The following is an 18,557-nucleotide window of genomic DNA, read 5'->3' on the forward strand; positions in this document are numbered from 1 at the left end:
CATGGAATACAAGGATACGCTGAACCTGCCCCAGACCGAGTTTCCCATGCAGGGGAACCTGCCAAGGCGCGAACCGGGAATGCTGACGCGCTGGCAGGAAATGGGGATTTACCAGCGTCTGCGCCAGCAAAGCGATGGCCGGCCGAAGTTCATCCTGCATGACGGCCCGCCGTACGCCAACGGCAACATCCACATTGGACACGCCGTCAACAAGGTGCTCAAGGACATGGTAATCAAGTCGCGCCAGCTGGCCGGCTTCGATGCCCCCTTCGTGCCGGGCTGGGACTGCCACGGTCTGCCCATCGAACTCAATGTCGAAAAGAAGATCGGCAAGGTCGGCCAGAAAGTGGATGCGAGCACCTTTCGCGCCGCCTGCCGCAGCTATGCCGCCAGCCAGGTCGAGGCACAGAAAGTGGATTTCCAGCGGCTGGGCATCTTTGGGGACTGGGAAGATCCCTATCTGACCATGAATTTCGGCTATGAGGCCAATATCGTCCGCGAACTGGGCAAGCTGGCGGTCAACGGCGGCCTCTATCGGGGCGCCAAGCCGGTGCACTGGTGCGCGGACTGCGGCAGCGCCCTGGCCGAGGCCGAAGTCGAGTACCAGGACCGCACGGACCCGGCCATCGACGTCGCCTTCCTTGTCGCCGATCCGACAGACCTGGCGCAACGCCTGGGGCTGGCCAGCCCGGTGCCGGCAGCGATCGTTATCTGGACTACCACGCCCTGGACCCTGCCGGCCAATCAGGCCGTGGCCCTGCACCCGGACTTTGACTACGTGCTCGTCGAGGCTGGCGGCAAGCAGCTCATTCTCGCCGCCGACCTGCTCGAATCCGCGCTGAATCGCTATGGCCTGAGCGAACCGAAGGTGCTCGCCCGCTTCCCCGGCAGCAAGCTCGAAGGCCTCCAGCTCCGGCACCCCTTCCTGGATCGACAGGTGCCCGTCATCCTCGGCGGACACGTGACGCTCGAGACCGGCACCGGTGCCGTGCATACTGCGCCAGGGCACGGCCAGGAAGACTATGAGGTCGGCCTGAAGTATGGCCTGGCAGCGGAAAATCCGGTGGACAATCGCGGCGTGTTCAAGCCCGATACGGCGTTCTTTGCCGGTCAGCACGTGCTCAAGGCGAATCCGCTGGTACTCGACAAATTGCGGGAAACCGGCGCCCTGGTCCACGCCGAGGATTACCCGCACAGTTACCCGCACTGCTGGCGCCACAAGACACCCCTGATCTTCCGCGCCACACCGCAATGGTTCATCGGCATGGAACGCAACAACCTGCGCGACAAGGCCCTGCAGGCCATCGATGATACCCGCTGGCTGCCGGAATGGGGGCAGGCCCGCATCCACAGCATGGTCGCCAACCGGCCGGACTGGTGCGTCTCCCGCCAACGTAGCTGGGGCGTGCCCATCGCTGCCTTCGTCTGTAGCGATTGTGGCGAGTTGCTGCGGGATGCCAACACCTTCGAGCGCGTGGCAAAAGCCATCGAGCGCAGTGGCGTGGATGCCTGGTATGACCACCCGGCCGAAGACTTCCTGCCTAAAAGCATCCAGTGCGCACACTGCGCCAGCCCGCACTTTGAAAAGGTCAGCGACATCCTGGATGTCTGGTTCGACTCCGGCGTGTCGCATGCCTGCGTGCTCGACGCCCGTCCCGAACTGCGCAGTCCCGCGGACCTCTACCTGGAAGGCTCAGACCAGCATCGCGGCTGGTTCCAGTCGAGCCTGCTCACCAGCGTGGGCACCCGCGGACGCGCCCCTTACAAATCGGTGCTGACCCACGGCTTCACGGTCGATGGCCAGGGCCGCAAGATGAGCAAGTCGCTCGGCAACGTCATCGCCCCCCAGGAAATCATCAACAAATGGGGCGCCGACATCCTGCGGCTATGGGTGGCCAGCGAGGATTATCGCGGCGAGATCCGCATCTCCGACGAAATCATGAAGCGTCTGGGCGACAGCTATCGCCGGGTGCGCAATACCGCGCGCTACATCTTGGGCAACATCCATGATTTCGATCCGGCCAAGGACGCCCTGCAGGTGCCGGAGCTGCTGGAGGTGGACCGCTGGGCCCTGGCGCTCACCGCCCGCATCCAGCAGGAAATCACTAGTGCCTATGACGAATATGCATTCCTGCGCATTACCCAGCGCATCCATCACTTCTGCGCCATCGAGCTTGGGGCGTTCTACCTCGACATCCTCAAGGACCGGCTCTACACGACGCAGGCCGGCTCGCGCGCCAGGCGTTCGGCCCAGACCGCGATCTGGCACATCCTGGAGGCCATGACACGCTGGCTCGCCCCGATCCTGTCCTTCACCGCCGAGGAGATCTGGTCTCAGCTACCAAGCACCGGCCGCGCCGAGAGCGTGTTCCTGAGCACCTATTACCGTCTGCCCGAGGTGCCCGAGGCCGGGCAACTGCTGGGCGACTGGGAGCGCCTGCTGGAACTGCGCGCGGCGGTCGGCCAGGTGCTCGAAAACCTGCGCAAGGCCGGCCAGATCGGCGCGAATCTCGAAGCCGGGCTGACGCTCTATCTTGACCAGACCTGGCGGGAACGGGTCGGGGATCGCGCTGGGGAACTGCGTTTCCTGTTCCTGAGCGCCGATGTGGAAATTCGGGACATTTCCGAACGTGGCGAACTCCCCAAGCAGCTACCCGGCCTGGCAATCGCAGCCCAGCCGACCAGCCATGCCAAATGCGCGCGCTGCTGGCAGCATCAGGCGGATGTTGGCCAGGATCCGGAACATCCGGAAATCTGCGGCCGATGCATTTCAAACATCACGGGTGCGGGCGAGCAGAGGAACTTCATCTGATGCTGCAATACCTCTGGCTTTCCGCGCTGGTCATCGTGCTTGACCAGATCAGCAAATGGTGGGCAGTGCAGGAACTGGTGCTCAATAGTCCGCAACCGGTGATCCCCGGCCTCGTCAACCTGACCCTGGTGCACAACTATGGCGCAGCCTTCGGCATGCTGGCGCAGGCGGGCGGCTGGCAGCGTTTTCTCTTCGGTGGTATCGCTGTCGTGGCCGCGCTGGTGATCACCGCGCTTTTGCGGCGCCTGCGCCCGGGCACCACCTGGGTGGCCGTCGCCCTGACCCTGATCCTGGGCGGCGCACTGGGTAACCTGATCGACCGCATCATCTATGGCTATGTGATCGATTTCATGGATGTTTACTGGCAGAGCCATCACTGGCCGGCCTTCAACATAGCCGACGCTGCCATCACCGCCGGAGCCATCATGCTGGTGATAGACACCTTCCGGCGCAAATAGACCACCGGCCTCCCCAGATTGGTCTAAACTTTGAGATGTGTACAGGCCAGGGGGGACATATGATCGCTAGGATTTTTGGTAGGTGGGTCATGCTCGTCCTGCTGCTGACCCCGGTGCTGGCCCAGGCGGAAAAGCTGGAAACCCTGCCCGTCACCCGTATCGCGCCCAATACCTATGCCGTCTATGGCCATATCGCCCAACTCAACACTCAGAACCGGGGCTTCAATGGCAACGCGGGCTTTGTCGTGACCACCGACGGCGTCGTCGTCATCGATGCGCTGGGTACGCCCCTGCTCGGCAAGCGTTTACTCGCCAGTATTCGCAAGATCACGAACAAACCCATCCGCTACCTGATCCTGACCCACAACCACCCGGATCACTCTTATGGCACCAGCGCCCTGAAAGACAGTGGCGCCACCGTCATCGCCCATGCCGGTACGCAGGACTATCTGCACTCCAGTGACTTCGAAAGCTCCGTAGACTACCGTCGGGAGATCATTCCACAGGACATGCGTGAGTTTCGGGCGATTGCTCCGGACCAGGCCATAGACGGCGACATCTTCAGCAAGCAGGTTTTCAGGCTGGGCAAACACAGTTTCGAGGTCTACAACGTCGACCACCATCACAGCTACGGGGACCTGGTGATTCGCCAGTTGCCTGAGAACATCCTCTGGATCGGGGATCTCGCCTTCAATGGCCGAACCACGTACATCGGCGACGGCCACTCAGGCGCAACGCTCAAGGGCATAGACTGGCTAAGGAGCGCCTTCCCGGATGCAAAACTGATGATGCCGGGCCATGGCAAGGCACAGCGGCCACCCTTCCCCATGCTCCAACAGACCTACCGCTATGTCGAACGACTAAGAACGAAGATGGGCCAGGCCCTTGAAGCAGGAGAATCCCTGGAAAGTGCCGTGGATGAGTGCGATTTCCCCGACTGGCACAAGGTCCCGCTGTACGCGGAAAACCACCGCAGAAACTGCAGCTTCGTGTACCGGGAAATGGAGCAGGAAGTGTTTTTTGCGCCGGAGACGCCCTAGAAGGGCATCTCCAGCGTCACCACCTGGCCCGGACCGTAGCGTTCGAGCGTAGGCCAGTGCATGGCAACTCCCTGGGTCTTCAGCCATTCATCCAGGGCCCTGTAGGTCTTGATCGGGGCAATGGCCGGATGTGCTTCCACCTGCACCATGACCACCCGCCGCCTGGGGATCACATCCGATGCCACCCCTGCCGGCACCTGGGCATCCATTGGCAGGATGAAGCCGGCCCGGGCGCGGCGCGCCTTTTCCGGCACGCTGCGGGGATCATCATAAAACACGCCCAGAGCCGCGCCATGTGGCACGCGCCCGAGCACCAGAGTCTTTTTCAGTTTCTGCAGATTATCATTGACCAGATAGTAGGGCCCCTGAAAAGGCAGGTAGGCGTAGCGATAAGGCCCCGTTTCAGTGACCTGCACCTGCGGGCGCGCAAAAACCCCGAGAAAATACGCGATCAACAGCAATGGCAGTACAAAAGCCAGCAGCGCGCCCACCCAGCCGCCAGACCAATGACGTCGCGACACACTCCCCTCAACCAAGTTCTTCTCCTTGTTCTCGCTCTGAATCACGCAAAAGGCTCCTGAAACCATCCCATCGAAACTGCGGTCCCGGATCCCATTTCCGACCTGGCGCCACGTCCTGATGCCCGACGATCCGGTCCTCCCCGATTTGTGGATATCTGCGCTGCAACTGGCGGCACAGTCGTGCGCACTGCACATACTGCGCATCGCTGAAAGGCACGGACTCGCTGCCTTCAAGCTCGATCCCTACGCTAAAATCATTGCAGTTCTCTCGCGCGGACCAGCAAGAGACCCCGGCGTGCCAGGCACGATCCTCGGTGCTCACGAACTGGGTCACGCACCCCGCCCTGTCGATCAGGAAGTGCGCCGACACCTGCAGATGCTGAATTTCGGCAAAGTAGGGATGTGCAGGGATTTCAAGCCGGTTTTGAAAGAACCGTTCGATATGACCGCCACCGAACTGGCCGGGTGGCAGCGAAATCGCGTGCAGCACGATCAGGTCCACCACCACGCCGGGTGGTCTTGCATTGAAATTGGGAGAAGGCAGAATGCGCGCCGCGGAGTACCAGCCAGCGGTATCGATCATGGCACTCATGGCGGCTCCAGAGGCGGCAGGGCCAAAGCATCCTCCACCGCCCGATGCAGTGCGGGAGCACGCGCCTCGGTTTCAATCGGACGCCAGTAATGGCCATCCCGGAAAAGGAACAGGGCTGGCAGGTGAAACACCTCGTACTCACTCACTAGGCCGCCATTCTCGACGGCATCCGCTTCCCAGACCTGCAGGTCATTCCGAATCAGCTCATATTCGCGCAGCAAACCCTTCATTAGCCGGCAGCTACGACAACCCGGCGCAGTAAAAACCAGCAGAAGCAGCCCGGACTGTGTGGCCAGCTGCGCATAGAAATCAAGTTCTGAAATCGGCTTCATGCGCTGATTGTGAAAGTGCAGGCGCCTCAATGCAAGGGCGGGCAGGTTTCCAGTATCTCCTTGAGCAAGGAGCGGATCATGGGGGCATCCGGCGCCTCCGGCACGAAATGCAGATACTGCTGCAAGTCCGCCGCGGCCTCGCGCTTGCGCCCGGCGTAATGCTGCAGCAGACCGCGATCCCGAAATTCCGTATAACGGCGCGGGTCGACCAGGAGAATGCGATCGATCATTTCGACCGCCCGGTCCTGCTTTCCGGATTGGATGAAAAAACCCTTGAGGTTGTTGAGCATCCGCACCCAGATCGCGCGCTGCGAGGCAGGATGCAGCATGCCACGATCAAAGCGCAGGCTGTCTCCATAGACCTTCAGCAAGCGTTCCTGACAATCCGCCTCGGTCAAAAGGCGCCCACCCTCATGGACATCGATGGGCAGGATCTCCCCCCTGGTGTCCAGCCCAACAAGAAAATGTCCCGGGAAATTGATGCCCACCAGGGGCAATCCCGCGCGCCAACCCATTTCGAGATAGAGCACCGACAGGCTGATCGGAATGCCCGTTCGTTTTCCAAGTACCTGGGAAAGATCCGAGAAGGCAGGCTCATAGTTGCCCGCCGGACTTCCCGTGAATCCACATTGCCGAAAGAAAATCTCGTTGAGCGCGGCAATCCAGTCCGCAGGCGCGGTACTCCCGGCAACCAGGGCACGCACCCTTTCTGCCTGCCCGTTCATGAAGGATTCGGCACCGGCAATATCAGGTATTTGATCTTCAAGGGCCGTGATCAACAACCCCACCCCGAGCAGGGTCTTTCCGTCGCTCTCCACCCGCAGCAGCCGGGTCAGCTCACGCATTATGTCCTTCGATCCTTGCCACATGCTTGTCTCCATATCCCGCGTACCCCGCTGGCAGATGGCGCCGTATCTCTTGTTGACTTTCTGGAGGCAACTATAGCAAAGCAGCCCCAAGCCGCATTGGGGCTAGAGGTCTACCCCAAGGCAGAATCCCCGCTGCAGCGGGCGTCCCGACGAATTACTTAGGTCAAAGGATACTTGAGCGGATACTGCTGAAATCACAGACGCTGTGTCAGAAACCGGTTCCAGGAATGTCGGACGCCGGCGAACACTTTGAAGTGAAAGAAGCTGTCTCCACCCTGACTGCGGTGCAGACAAGGCAAAGGGATGGCAAAGCCATCCCTTTCTTACCAGCCGCTCAGAACGGTATATCGTCCTCGAAATCATCATGCGCGGGCTCTGGCGTCTTGGACGCACGCGAGGATGCCGGCGCAGGGGACTGGTCAAAGTCATAGGCGCTGCGATCCTCTGCGCCGCCGCCACCACCGCCACCGCCGCCGAGCAATTGCAGGCGGTCACCCACGATCTCTGTGGTATAACGCTCCTGGCCGTCCTTATCCGTCCACTTGCGGGTTTGCAGCCGCCCTTCCACATAAGCCATCCGGCCTTTGCGCAGGTATTCTCCCGCTATTTCCGCCTGACGCCCGAAAAACACCACCCGGTGCCATTCGGTACGCTCCTGCTTGTTGCCGTCCCTGTCCTTGAACTGTTCGCTCGTGGCCAGGCTGAAGTTTGCCACCGCGCTCCCGCCCGGCGAATAGCGCACTTCAGGATCCTTCCCCAGATGCCCCACCAGAATTACCTTGTTTACACCGGCCATATACAGGCTCCTCCAATAGTCAAACCGGGTTTCAGGCAACAAGCACATTGCTCGAACTTTTACGCCCGGATCCAGCCAAAGCAGCAGGTGGCCAGCGAGCCCACATCACCGCCTGCTGCAGAAAACTGCGATATTATAGCACATAGCCAGATATCATGCGGAATACCCCTGCCAGACACTCCATGCAACTGGGCGGAGGCCCGCGGATACCCTGATAAAATACTACTACCCAGACTCCAATGCCCGTATAATACAGGCATTAGAGGAGTTCTCCATGGAAAACATCGTAGTTCGTGGCGCGCGGACACACAACCTGAAAAATATCAGCCTTACCATCCCCAGAGACCGCCTCGTGGTGATCACTGGCCTCTCTGGTTCTGGCAAGTCCTCCCTGGCATTCGACACCTTGTATGCCGAAGGACAGCGGCGTTATGTCGAAAGCCTGTCAGCATATGCCCGGCAGTTCCTGTCGCTGATGAACAAACCTGATGTCGACAGCATAGACGGCCTAAGCCCGGCGATTTCCATCGAGCAGAAATCGACCTCGCACAACCCGCGCTCCACAGTGGGCACCATCACCGAAATTCACGATTACCTGCGGCTGCTTTACGCCCGTATCGGAGAGCCCCATTGCTGCGGCCAGCCCATTCAATCCCAGACCATCAGCCAGATGGTGGACCAGGTTCTGGCTCTTCCACATGACAGCCGCATCATGATTCTGGCCCCAGTAGTCCGGAATCGCAAGGGTGAACACGAACATCTGTTCAAACAGCTGCGCGGCCAGGGTTTCGTCCGGATACGCCTCAATGGTCAATTGCATGAACTGGAGGACGTGCCGGCCCTGGATAAGAAGCAGGCAAATAACGTGGAAGTCGTGGTTGACCGTTTGAAGGTCAGGCCGGAGGCTGCCAGCAGACTGGCCGAATCCCTGGAGACCGCCCTGGGGCTCGCGGACGGTCAGGTCATCATCGGCATCCTGGGTGACAGTGACCATTTCGGGCAGGAGCTGCTTCTGTCAGAGAAATATGCCTGTCCCAGCTGCGGCTCATCCTTTCCGGCGCTGGAACCGCGCATGTTCTCCTTCAACAATCCGGCCGGCGCCTGCCCAAGCTGTGACGGCCTGGGCGAACTGACCTTTTTCGATCCGGACCTGGTCATACCGAACCCCGAGCTTTCCCTGCCGGAAGGCGCCATTCGGGCCTGGGAACGGCGCTACAGCGAAACCTATTACCAGATGCTGGAATCGCTCGCGGCCCATTATCACTTCGACCTGCAGCTACCCTGGCGCGACCTGCCCGAATCCGTCCGCCAGATCGTTCTCTACGGCTCAAAGGGTGAGGTCATCCCTTTTCGCTACGGTTCACAGATCCGCAAGCACACTTTCGAGGGCGTCATTCCCAATCTGGAACGCCGCTACCGGGAAACCGACTCCAGCTTCCTGCGCGAGGAACTTGGCCGCTATCAGGGCCGACAGGTCTGCCCCAGTTGCCAGGGCAGCCGTCTTCGCGCAGAGGCGCGCCAGGTTCTGATTGGCGGCAAGGCCATTCACGAGATATCACACCTGGCCATCAGCCAGACCAGCGAATTTTTCGAAAATCTCGACCTGCGGGGACAGCGCGCCATCATTGGCGAGCGCATCCTGCGGGAAATCAGCGAACGCCTGCAGTTCCTGCTGCATGTCGGGCTCGACTACCTGAGCCTGGACCGCAGCGCGGACACACTCTCAGGCGGCGAAGCGCAACGTATCCGTCTTGCCTCCCAGATCGGCGCAGGACTGGTCGGCGTCATGTATGTCCTGGATGAGCCCTCGATCGGCCTGCACCAGCGCGATAATGACAGATTGCTGGCCACCCTGCGTCGGCTGCGCGATCTCGGGAATTCCGTCATCGTCGTCGAGCATGACGAGGAGGCGATACGCGCCGCGGATCACGTCATTGACGTTGGTCCAGGTGCCGGCATTCACGGCGGTCAGATCGTCGCCCAGGGCACTCCCGAAGAGATCCAGAATGACCCTGAATCACTCACCGGTAAATATCTCGCAGGCAAGCTGGAGATTGCCGTCCCGCATCAGCGCGTCAAGGTAGATCCCGACCGTCGGATTCGCCTGGTCGGCGCAAGCGGACACAATCTGAAAGACATCGATGTCGATATTCCACTGGGTCTTCTCACCTGCGTGACAGGCGTCAGCGGCTCCGGCAAATCCACGCTGATCAATGAAACCCTGTATCCGGCGGCGGCCAGGAAACTGCATCAGGCCAAGGCCCACCCCGCGCCGCACCGTGATGTTCTGGGGCTCGAACAGCTGGACAAGGTCATCAACATCGACCAGTCTCCCATTGGCCGCACGCCCCGCAGCAATCCCGCGACCTATACCGGGCTGTTCACACCGATCCGGGAGCTCTTCGCTGGCACTGCCGAATCCAGAGCGCGCGGTTATGGACCAGGGCGCTTCAGCTTCAACGTCAAGGGCGGGCGCTGCGAGGCCTGCGAAGGCGAAGGCGTGATCAAGGTGGAGATGCACTTCCTGCCAGATGTTTACGTGCCCTGTGATGTCTGTGCCGGCAAACGCTACAACCGCGAGACCCTGGAGATCAGCTACAAGGGCAAGAGCATCGACCAGATCCTTGGGATGACCGTAGAGGACGCCTACAGCTTCTTCGAAGCGATACCGGCAGTCGCACGCAAGCTCAGGACACTCATGGAAGTGGGCTTAGGCTACATAGAATTGGGCCAGAGCGCGACCACCCTCAGTGGCGGCGAAGCGCAACGTATCAAGCTTGCCAAGGAACTGGCGAGGCGGGATACCGGCGCCACCCTCTATATTCTCGACGAGCCCACGACAGGCCTGCACTTTCACGATATCTCCCTGCTTTTGCAGGTACTTCACCGGCTGCGGGATGCGGGTAATACCCTGGTGATCATCGAACACAATCTCGATGTCGTCAAAACCGCAGACTGGGTGATCGATCTCGGGCCCGAAGGGGGCGCCCGCGGAGGCGAAATACTCGCGACAGGCACCCCGGAAGACATTGCCGAGCACCCGCGCTCATATACCGGCCAATATCTCAACCCTCTCCTGAGACGCACAAACAGCAAACTGGAATATCAACAGGCATGAAAAAGCCGGGAGAAATCCCGGCTTTCCTGCATATCGGCACAGCACTGAAATTCAGGCGGATTCCGATACATTCTCGCTGGCCGGGCGGTCAACCAGCTCCACGATGGCCATCGGCGCACGGTCACCTGCGCGAAATCCATTGTGCATGATCCGGGTATAGCCACCCGGACGCTCCTTGAAACGCGGACCAAGATCATCAAAGAGCTTGACCACCATTTCGCGGTCGCGCAGGCGAGAGAAGGCCAGTCGGCGGTTCGCAACCGTAGGATTCTTGGCCAGCGTGATCAAGGGTTCGGCGAAGCGACGCAGTTCCTTCGCCTTCGGCAAGGTGGTCTGAATCACCTCATGCCGAAACAGCGAATTGATCATGTTAGAAAACATGGCTTTACGATGGCTGCTGTTGCGGTTCAGCTGTCGGCCACTTTTACGATGACGCATGATACCTTCCTTTCGTTCTGTTACCCGGAAGCCGAATCTGTCTCATAGCTCAGGGTGGGTTTCGGACGGTCCTTCAGCTCCTGAGGTGGCCAGTTTTCCAGCCGCATGCCAAGAGCCAGGCCATGATTGGCGAGCACATCCTTGATCTCGTTCAAGGATTTCTTGCCGAGATTGGGCGTTTTCAGCAACTCATGCTCGGTCTTCTGGACCAGATCGCCGATGTAAAAAATATCTTCGGCCTTCAGGCAGTTTGCAGACCGTACCGTCAACTCGAGATCATCAACAGAACGCAGCAGCACCGGATCCATCCCGGCCTGTTGCGCAGAGCCCACGGGAGCAGCAGTCTCGCCTTCCATGACCACGAAGACGGACAATTGATCCTGCAGGATGCGAGCAGCTTCACGCAGGGCGGTTTCCGGTTCGATCACGCCATTGGTTTCGATGTCCATGACCAGACGATCAAGATCGGTACGCTGTTCGACGCGAGCACTTTCCACGGCATAGGTGACCCGCAGAATCGGACTGAAATTGGCATCGATGCTCATGACGCCAATTGGACGCTCTGCGTTGCTGACCCGGGTGACTGCGGGCTGATAACCCCTGCCAAACCCGATCTTCAGACGCATGGTCACTTCCACGTCCTTGGTCAAGGTGGCAATGACATGTTCCGGATTGGCGACCTCCAGGCCATGTTCGCTGGAGATGTCTCCAGCGGTAACCACACCCGGTCCCTGCTTCTTCAGGGTAAGAATCGCATCTTTGCGCGCACCAGCACGAAGGGCAACACCCTTGAGATTCAGCAGGATATCCACGATATCCTCCTGTACACCCTCCAGGGAGGAATACTCATGCAGCACGCCTTCGATCTCGACTTCCACGATGGCGGAGCCGCTAAGACTCGACAGGAGAACGCGGCGAAGCGCATTCCCCAGTGTATACCCGTAGCCGCGCTCCAAAGGCTCCATGGCGATGCGAGCGCGAAAAGGTGAAACCTTCTCCACCTCTATGCTACGCGGCTTGAGTAACTCAGAAATAGCTGACATTGGCTTTCTCCAGCCGGGAACCGATTACTTGGAGTACAGTTCGACAATCAAAGATTCATTGATCTCTGCAGGAAGGTCAGAACGTACCGGGAGAGCCTTGATCGTGCCGCGCAAAGCCTTGGCATCCACTTCGACCCATTCAGGGTAGCCGCGGGATTCCGTCGCGTCTGAACTGGCCTTGATGCGCAGCTGGCTCTTGGCCTTTTCAGCAACTTCCACGACATCTCCGGCCTTGACCAAATAGCTCGGGATGTTGACCTTGCGGCCATTCACGAGGACATGGTCGTGGCGTACGATCTGACGGGCCTCGGCCCGCGAAGCGCCAAATCCAAGGCGATAGACAATGTTGTCCAGGCGACGTTCCAGCAACTGCAGGAGGGTTTCACCCGTCACACCCCTGCTCCGGTCGGCTTCCTGGTAATAGCGACGGAACTGACCTTCCAGCACGCCATAGATACGGCGCACCTTCTGCTTCTCACGAAGCTGGGTACCATATTCCGAAGTACGACTACGGCGCTGACCATGCTGGCCTGGTGCATAAGCCCGTTTTTCGACGGGGCATTTGTCAGAAAAGCACTTCTCGCCTTTCAAAAAAAGTTTGCCGCCTTCACGACGGCACTGACGGCATTTAGCATCTGTATACTTGGCCACGCAGAACCTCCAAAAGATAATGAATCAGACCCGCCGCTTCTTCGGGGGGCGGCATCCATTATGCGGGATCGGCGTCACGTCACGGATGCTATTGATTTTGAAACCAGCCAGATTCAGCGCACGAACAGCGCTTTCCCGGCCCGGCCCAGGCCCCTTGACCTCAACGTCAAGATTCTTCATGCCGTATTCCTGCGCCTTGCGACCCGCTGCCTCAGCCGCGACCTGCGCAGCAAAGGGGGTGCTTTTTCGGCTGCCACGGAAGCCCGATCCACCAGACGTCGCCCAACTGAGCACATTGCCCTGCCGGTCGCTGATCGTCACGATTGTATTATTGAAAGATGCGAAGATGTGGGCGATACCATCTGCCACATTCTTCTTGACCCGCTTACGGACTCGGGCCGCAGATTGTGGGGCTTTTGCCATGAATCGTATTCCTTAAGGGTAGAGATTAGCGGCTGATAGGCTTGGCCGGGCCCTTTCGGGTGCGGGCATTCGTTTTGGTACGCTGCCCTCTCACCGGAAGACCACGACGATGACGCATGCCACGGTAGGTACCCAGATCCATGAGCCGCTTGATGTTCATCGACACCTCGCGACGAAGATCGCCCTCAACGGTAACCTTGCCTATTGCTGAGCGAATGCGGTCAAGCTCAGCCTCGGTGAGATCACGTATCTTGGTCGCGCGACCAACCTGAACCGAATCCAGTATCTGCTGAGCCGTAACCCTGCCGATCCCGTAGATGTATGTCAGGCCAATCTCCGCCTGTTTGTTGTTAGGTAGATTGACGCCAGCAATGCGGGCCATTCAAGTTCTCCAGAAACCGGTCCTAAATGGAAACGAGCAAGGATATACCTTTGCCCAAAAGATTTCAACCCTGGCGCTGCTTGTGGCGAGGGTCGGTGCAGATGACACGAACCACGCCTTCGCGGCGCACCACCTTGCAGTTGCGGCATAGTTTCTTGATAGAAGCTCTTACTTTCATGATTTCCTCTCAGTATCCCTACTTCGCCCGGTATGTAATGCGTCCACGGGACAGGTCATAGGGCGTCATTTCAACAGTAACCTTGTCGCCCGGCAAAATCCGGATGTAATGCATGCGCATCTTTCCGGAAATGTGGGCATTGACGATATGTCCATTTTCCAGCTTCACGCGAAATGTGGCATTGGGAAGGTTTTCGATCACCTCTCCCTGCATCTCCAGCGTATCTTCCTTGGCCATCATGATCCCCTTCCAAGTAGCTTGAGCAACTTTGCCTGGACAGAGTCCGGGGATTCTACGGCAGAAACCGTGGCATAACCAGACCGCTCACCATAATATTGAACCAGAGGCTCGGTCATTTCAGCATAGACTTTAAGCCGCTCTCGTATCACATCGGGATGGTCATCCTCCCGCCGCACCACGGGACCAGCACAGACATCACAGACTCCACCGCGGCTCGGCGGGTTCACGGAATCATGAAAGATCGCGCCGCAGGACTGACAGAGCATGCGGCCCGACAAACGTTTCACGATCTCGTCATCAGGCGCGGTCAGATGAATGATTGAATCAAGAGACTTTCCGCCCTGAGACAGCATCTGGTCCAGGGCTTGCGCCTGGCTCAGCGTGCGCGGAAAACCATCGAGAATGAATCCCTCCCTGGCATCTTCCGCCTGCAGCCGTTCCCGGATGAGCCCAATGACCACATCATCACTGACAAGGCCACCGGACTGCATCTGCGACTTGGCTTCCAGTCCCAGCGGAGTAGCAGCGCTTACCGCTGCGCGCAGCATGTCACCCGTTGAAATCTGGGGAATGCCCAGCGCCGCGCTCAGGCGTTTGGCCTGTGTCCCCTTGCCGACTCCGGGGGGGCCCAGCAGAACGATGTTCATGCTCATCCCGGACGCCCTCCACCAAGCGAGGACTTCTTGATCAGCCCCTGGTACTGATGGGTCAGCAGATGACTCTGTATCTGGGCGACGGTATCCATGGTCACCACCACGACAATCAGCAGACTCGTGCCACCAAAGTAGAATGGTACATTCCATTCGACAATTAGAAATTCAGGCAGGAGGCAGACCAATGTCACATACAGGGCACCAACCAGAGTAAGCCGGGTCATCACTTTGTCGATGTACCTGGATGTCTGCTCGCCAGGTCGAATACCGGGGATGAAAGCACCAGACTTCTTGAGATTGTCGGAAGTCTCCCTCGGGTTGAACACCAGGGCCGTATAGAAAAAGGCAAAGAACAGAATGCCGGCCGCATACAGTAGAACATAAAGAATCTGACCGGGACTTATGGACTGGGCAAAGCGTTGCAACCAGCTAAAGCCTTCAATGTTGCCGAACCACCCTGCCAGGGTCGCAGGAAAAAGGATGATACTGGAAGCAAAGATGGGAGGAATCACACCTGCCATATTCACCTTGAGAGGCAGATGGGTACTTTGCCCCCCGTACACCTTTCTGCCCACCTGACGCTTGGCATACTGGACCGGTATGCGGCGCTGCGCCCGCTCCATGAAGACCACGAATGCGGTGACCAGAATGGCCACGACGAACAGCATCAGCACGAACAGGGGCTGGAATTCGCCAGTCCTCACGAGCTCAAGCGTGCCGCCAACTGCTTGTGGAAGGCCAGCCACGATGCCGGCAAAAATGATCATCGAAATACCGTTGCCGATACCACGCTCGGTAATCTGTTCGCCCAACCACATCAGGAAGGTCGTCCCGGATACCAGGGTAATGACCGTCATGATGCGGAAGGACCAGCCCGGTTCAATGACGACTGGCAACTGGTTGGCGCGCATGCTTTCGAGCGCAATGGCTATTCCCAGGCCCTGGAAGGTCGCCAGCACGACCGTGCCGTACCGGGTATATTCCGTGATCTTTCGCCGTCCCGCCTCGCCCTCTTTCTTTAACTGCTCGATGGTAGGCGATACCAGCCCCATCAACTGCATGATGATCGATGCACTGATGTAGGGCATGATGCCTAGGGCAAAGACAGTGAGGCGCGACAAGGCACCACCTGAAAACATGTCGAACATGCCCAGGATAGTGCCTCGCTGCTGGGAAAAGAATACCGCAAGTGCCGCAGGATCAATACCCGGAACGGGTATGTGAGCACCAATGCGGTAGACGATCAGGGCACCCAGCAAAAAAAGAATCCGGTGCTTAAGCTCACCGTATTGCCCGGTTGCACTCATTCCACCGGACCCCTTACGAGCTCCGAGACCAGCCATTAGGCTTCTACCTTGCCACCAGCAGCTTCAATTGCAGTCCTGGCACCGGCGCTGACTTCGAGACCACGAACCGTGATCGCGGATTCAATCTTGCCCGTGGCAATGACCTTGATCCGGTCCGGCGTGCCCCGCACGAGTCTATGAGCCAGCAGAATCTCGATGTCGACCAGGCCATTCACGGCGACGGACTCCAGCATGCCGAGCGTGATTTCAGCACGATCGCCACGGTTCAGGCTCCTGAAGCCGCGTTTTGGAAGCCGCCGCTGCAAGGGCATCTGACCGCCTTCGAAACCAACCTTGCGATAGCCACCCGAGCGTGAGTGCTGGCCCTTATGGCCGCGACCGGCGGTCTTGCCCAGGCCGCTACCAATGCCACGACCCACGCGCTTGCGAGCTGTCTTGCTGCCTGCCGCAGGCTGAATGGAATTAAGCTTCATTAGAATTCCTCACACTTGAGCATGTAGCCGATTTGCGCAACCATGCCCATGAGGGCTGGTGTAGCAGATCTTTCGACAGTCTGGTTCATGCGCCTGAGACCAAGCCCGGCAAGGGTTTTCCGATGCCGTGCAGGGGTTGCGATCGGGCTTCTTACAAGGGTAATGCGAACGTTCTTTCCGCTTTCCATGATTTGCTCCCTAACCGCGCAGGTCAGAAACCGACTTGCCGCGTTTTGCAGCGATTTCCTGCGGACTGGACAGTGATTCCAGTGCATTGAACGTGGCGCGCACAATATTGATCGGATTGTTCGAGCCAAGTGACTTGGCAAGAATGTTCCGGATGCCAAGCACTTCCAGCACGGCACGCATTGCACCACCGGCGATGATGCCCGTACCTTCCGAAGCAGGTCGGAGAACCACCTTTGCAGCGCCATGCTGGCCGATGACCGGGTAATGGATGGTGCCATTCTTCAGGGGAACCTTGATCATGTTCTTGCGGGCGCTGTCCATTGCCTTCTGGATGCCAACAGGAACTTCCTTGGCCTTGCCCCTGCCGAAACCGACCTGCCCATCGCCGTTGCCAACAACCGTCAAGGCAGCAAAGCCAAACTGTCTGCCGCCCTTGACCACCTTGGCCACACGATTGACCCCGATCAGCTTTTCCTGGAAATCGTCAGATCGGCCTGTGTCTCTGTCTTCTCTTGCCATTACTCTCTCCTTAGAACTTCAGGCCGTGCTCGCGAGCAGCATCAGCAAGGGCCTTGATGCGACCGTGATATTTATAACCACTACGATCAAAAGCCACAGAACCGATTCCCAGGGCAGTAGCCTTTTCCGCCAGTCTCTGGCCGATCCTGCTGGCAGCAGAAACATTGCCACCGCTGGCAAGATCCTGACGGACCTCGGCTTCCAACGAAGATGCCTGGGCCAGAACGCGACCCTGTGCATCATCGATGATCTGGGCATAGATATGCTTGCTGGAACGAAACACGCAGAGCCTTACCTGCTTGAGTTCCTTGATCTTGGCGCGGGTACGCTTGGCTCGCCTGAGCCGGGAATATCTCTTGCTTAACATGACTAATCCTTATTTCTTTTTCGCTTCCTTGCGAACGATCTGCTCGCCGGAATAGCGGATACCTTTACCCTTGTAGGGTTCCGGCGGACGATATGCACGGATATTCGCGGCAACCTGCCCGACCTGTTGACGGTCTATACCCTTGATCAGCACTTCGGTCTGGGTGGGGGTTTCGATGGTAATCCCCTGCGGTACCGGAAAGTCGACGGGATGGGAAAACCCCAAAGTCAGTCCTAGCACATTGCCACGCGCCTGAGCACGGTATCCGACGCCGACAATCTCAAGTTTGCGCTCAAATCCCTGACTTACCCCGGTCACCATATTCTGCAGCAGTGCACGCGTCGTGCCCGCCATGGCCCAGGCAGAGTCATTCTTTGCGCTGATCACCACCTCTCCATCCAATACCTGGACAGAGACATCGGCACTCAGATCAGTTTCCAGCGTACCCTTACTGCCCTTTACGGTAATCTTTCCAGAAGAGGCCTGAACATCCACCCCCTGTGGCAATACTACCGGCTTTTTCGCAACCCGTGACATTTGATCACCTAACCCGATTAGGAAACGAAGCAGAGGACCTCACCGCCAATGCCCGCTTCCCGGGCAGCACGATCAGTCATCACGCCTTTAGAAGTAGAAACAATGGCAATGCCATACCCGGCCTTGACTTTCGGCAGATCAGAATTTCCACGATACTGTCGAAGCCCGGGACGGCTCACTCGCGAGATTTCCTCGATGACAGCCCTGCCCGCATAGTATTTCAAGGATATATGAAGGCGTGGCAGGCCATCATGGTCATTCTTTTGAAACGCCTCGATGAAACCCTCATCCAGAAGCACCTGAGCGATCGCCTCTTTCTGTTTGGAATGAGGCATGTCGACGCTGGCTTTCTGGGCCCGCTGAGCATTCCGGATGCGAGTCAGCATATCAGCGATAGGATCAGTTACACTCATGTCGTTTCTCCTACCAGCTTGCCTTGACCATGCCTGGAATCTCACCAGCCATGGCATGTTTGCGAACACAGAGCCTGCAAAGCCCGAATTTACGATAGACCGCATGTACGCGACCGCATTCCCGGCAGCGAGTATAGTTGCGCACCGCAAATTTCTGTGGCCTGCTGGCCTTTACAATCAAAGATGTCTTTGCCACGTTGATCTCC

At 58.5% G+C, this 18,557-nt stretch carries 25 protein-coding genes; 4 read left to right on the forward strand and 21 right to left on the reverse strand.

Annotated elements, in window-relative coordinates; all coding sequences use genetic code 11:
- Position 1 precedes the first annotated feature (1 nt).
- Genes ileS through WOB96_RS11985 form a run of 3 tightly spaced genes read left to right on the forward strand, consistent with a single transcriptional unit; the run spans position 2 to position 4,310 of the window.
- Complete coding sequence (gene ileS, locus WOB96_RS11975) at positions 2–2,812, forward strand: isoleucine--tRNA ligase (RefSeq protein ID WP_341371531.1); 2,811 nt, start codon at positions 2–4, stop codon at positions 2,810–2,812.
- Positions 2,812–3,270, forward strand: coding sequence for a signal peptidase II (gene lspA / locus WOB96_RS11980; protein ID WP_341371532.1), 459 nt, complete (start codon positions 2,812–2,814; stop codon positions 3,268–3,270). The genes ileS and lspA overlap by 1 nt, the downstream gene beginning before the upstream one ends.
- 59 nt (positions 3,271–3,329) lie before the next feature.
- Positions 3,330–4,310 (forward strand): MBL fold metallo-hydrolase, encoded by a 981-nt coding sequence (locus WOB96_RS11985; protein ID WP_341371533.1) that lies wholly within the window; start codon positions 3,330–3,332, stop codon positions 4,308–4,310.
- On the opposite strand, the gene WOB96_RS11990 is transcribed toward WOB96_RS11985, so the two are convergent.
- The 5 genes from WOB96_RS11990 to WOB96_RS12010 all read right to left on the reverse strand — a co-directional run bounded on the left by WOB96_RS11990 (position 4,307) and on the right by WOB96_RS12010 (position 7,420).
- The gene (locus WOB96_RS11990; RefSeq protein ID WP_341371534.1) at positions 4,307–4,846 is read right to left on the reverse strand and encodes a GyrI-like domain-containing protein; all 540 of its coding nucleotides are present in this window, start codon (positions 4,844–4,846) and stop codon (positions 4,307–4,309) included. The genes WOB96_RS11985 and WOB96_RS11990 overlap by 4 nt on opposite strands.
- On the reverse strand, positions 4,839–5,423 hold the full coding sequence (gene ampD / locus WOB96_RS11995) for a 1,6-anhydro-N-acetylmuramyl-L-alanine amidase AmpD (RefSeq protein ID WP_341371535.1): 585 nt from the start codon (positions 5,421–5,423) through the stop codon (positions 4,839–4,841). Before ampD ends, WOB96_RS11990 begins: the two co-directional genes overlap by 8 nt.
- Positions 5,420–5,755 (reverse strand): thioredoxin family protein, encoded by a 336-nt coding sequence (locus WOB96_RS12000; protein ID WP_341371536.1) that lies wholly within the window; start codon positions 5,753–5,755, stop codon positions 5,420–5,422. Before WOB96_RS12000 ends, ampD begins: the two co-directional genes overlap by 4 nt.
- Positions 5,756–5,781: 26 nt before the next feature.
- On the reverse strand, positions 5,782–6,624 hold the full coding sequence (locus tag WOB96_RS12005) for a SirB1 family protein (protein ID WP_341371537.1): 843 nt from the start codon (positions 6,622–6,624) through the stop codon (positions 5,782–5,784).
- Positions 6,625–6,958: 334 nt separating this feature from the next.
- Positions 6,959–7,420 carry a single-stranded DNA-binding protein gene (locus WOB96_RS12010; protein WP_341371538.1) on the reverse strand — a complete coding sequence of 154 codons (462 nt, stop codon included), beginning with the start codon at positions 7,418–7,420 and terminating at the stop codon, positions 6,959–6,961.
- A gap of 274 nt (positions 7,421–7,694) precedes the next feature.
- Here WOB96_RS12010 and uvrA point away from each other — a divergent pair, with 274 nt between their 5' ends.
- Positions 7,695–10,538, forward strand: a complete 2,844-nt coding sequence (gene uvrA, locus WOB96_RS12015; protein ID WP_341371539.1) for an excinuclease ABC subunit UvrA — start codon at positions 7,695–7,697, stop codon at positions 10,536–10,538.
- 51 nt (positions 10,539–10,589) lie between these two features.
- Here uvrA and rplQ read toward each other — a convergent pair whose 3' ends face one another.
- The 16 genes from rplQ to WOB96_RS12095 all read right to left on the reverse strand — a co-directional run bounded on the left by rplQ (position 10,590) and on the right by WOB96_RS12095 (position 18,547).
- Positions 10,590–10,976, reverse strand: a complete 387-nt coding sequence (rplQ, locus tag WOB96_RS12020) for a 50S ribosomal protein L17 (protein WP_341371540.1) — start codon at positions 10,974–10,976, stop codon at positions 10,590–10,592.
- Between the two features lie 20 nt (positions 10,977–10,996).
- Positions 10,997–12,019 carry a DNA-directed RNA polymerase subunit alpha gene (locus WOB96_RS12025; RefSeq protein WP_341371541.1) on the reverse strand — a complete coding sequence of 341 codons (1,023 nt, stop codon included), beginning with the start codon at positions 12,017–12,019 and terminating at the stop codon, positions 10,997–10,999.
- A gap of 24 nt (positions 12,020–12,043) precedes the next feature.
- Positions 12,044–12,670: a 30S ribosomal protein S4 gene (gene rpsD / locus WOB96_RS12030; protein WP_341371542.1), complete on the reverse strand. Its 627-nt coding sequence runs from the start codon at positions 12,668–12,670 to the stop codon at positions 12,044–12,046.
- A gap of 24 nt (positions 12,671–12,694) precedes the next feature.
- Positions 12,695–13,093, reverse strand: a complete 399-nt coding sequence (rpsK, locus tag WOB96_RS12035; protein WP_341371543.1) for a 30S ribosomal protein S11 — start codon at positions 13,091–13,093, stop codon at positions 12,695–12,697.
- Between the two features lie 25 nt (positions 13,094–13,118).
- Positions 13,119–13,475, reverse strand: a complete 357-nt coding sequence (gene rpsM / locus WOB96_RS12040) for a 30S ribosomal protein S13 (RefSeq protein ID WP_341371544.1) — start codon at positions 13,473–13,475, stop codon at positions 13,119–13,121.
- Positions 13,476–13,539: 64 nt separating this feature from the next.
- The gene (gene rpmJ / locus WOB96_RS12045; protein WP_341371545.1) at positions 13,540–13,653 is read right to left on the reverse strand and encodes a 50S ribosomal protein L36; all 114 of its coding nucleotides are present in this window, start codon (positions 13,651–13,653) and stop codon (positions 13,540–13,542) included.
- A gap of 18 nt (positions 13,654–13,671) precedes the next feature.
- Positions 13,672–13,890 (reverse strand): translation initiation factor IF-1, encoded by a 219-nt coding sequence (gene infA / locus WOB96_RS12050; protein ID WP_423229743.1) that lies wholly within the window; start codon positions 13,888–13,890, stop codon positions 13,672–13,674.
- Positions 13,890–14,540 (reverse strand): adenylate kinase, encoded by a 651-nt coding sequence (locus WOB96_RS12055; protein WP_341371547.1) that lies wholly within the window; start codon positions 14,538–14,540, stop codon positions 13,890–13,892. The genes infA and WOB96_RS12055 overlap by 1 nt, the downstream gene beginning before the upstream one ends.
- A 2-nt stretch (positions 14,541–14,542) precedes the next feature.
- On the reverse strand, positions 14,543–15,889 hold the full coding sequence (gene secY / locus WOB96_RS12060; protein ID WP_423229744.1) for a preprotein translocase subunit SecY: 1,347 nt from the start codon (positions 15,887–15,889) through the stop codon (positions 14,543–14,545).
- On the reverse strand, positions 15,889–16,326 hold the full coding sequence (gene rplO, locus WOB96_RS12065) for a 50S ribosomal protein L15 (protein WP_341371548.1): 438 nt from the start codon (positions 16,324–16,326) through the stop codon (positions 15,889–15,891). The genes secY and rplO overlap by 1 nt, the downstream gene beginning before the upstream one ends.
- Entirely contained in the window at positions 16,326–16,601 is a 276-nt protein-coding gene (rpmD, locus tag WOB96_RS12070) for a 50S ribosomal protein L30 (RefSeq protein WP_423229745.1), read from the reverse strand. Before rpmD ends, rplO begins: the two co-directional genes overlap by 1 nt.
- The gene (rpsE, locus tag WOB96_RS12075) at positions 16,525–17,034 is read right to left on the reverse strand and encodes a 30S ribosomal protein S5 (protein WP_341371550.1); all 510 of its coding nucleotides are present in this window, start codon (positions 17,032–17,034) and stop codon (positions 16,525–16,527) included. The genes rpmD and rpsE overlap by 77 nt, the downstream gene beginning before the upstream one ends.
- A 10-nt stretch (positions 17,035–17,044) precedes the next feature.
- On the reverse strand, positions 17,045–17,401 hold the full coding sequence (gene rplR, locus WOB96_RS12080; protein ID WP_341371551.1) for a 50S ribosomal protein L18: 357 nt from the start codon (positions 17,399–17,401) through the stop codon (positions 17,045–17,047).
- A gap of 9 nt (positions 17,402–17,410) precedes the next feature.
- Complete coding sequence (gene rplF / locus WOB96_RS12085; protein ID WP_341371552.1) at positions 17,411–17,938, reverse strand: 50S ribosomal protein L6; 528 nt, start codon at positions 17,936–17,938, stop codon at positions 17,411–17,413.
- Between the two features lie 17 nt (positions 17,939–17,955).
- Positions 17,956–18,351 carry a 30S ribosomal protein S8 gene (gene rpsH / locus WOB96_RS12090; protein WP_341371553.1) on the reverse strand — a complete coding sequence of 132 codons (396 nt, stop codon included), beginning with the start codon at positions 18,349–18,351 and terminating at the stop codon, positions 17,956–17,958.
- Positions 18,352–18,361: 10 nt separating this feature from the next.
- Positions 18,362–18,547, reverse strand: a complete 186-nt coding sequence (locus tag WOB96_RS12095) for a type Z 30S ribosomal protein S14 (RefSeq protein WP_423229746.1) — start codon at positions 18,545–18,547, stop codon at positions 18,362–18,364.
- Positions 18,548–18,557 lie beyond the last annotated feature (10 nt).

Source organism: Thermithiobacillus plumbiphilus (assembly GCF_038070005.1).
Classification (GTDB): Bacteria; Pseudomonadota; Gammaproteobacteria; order Acidithiobacillales; family Thermithiobacillaceae; genus JBBPCO01.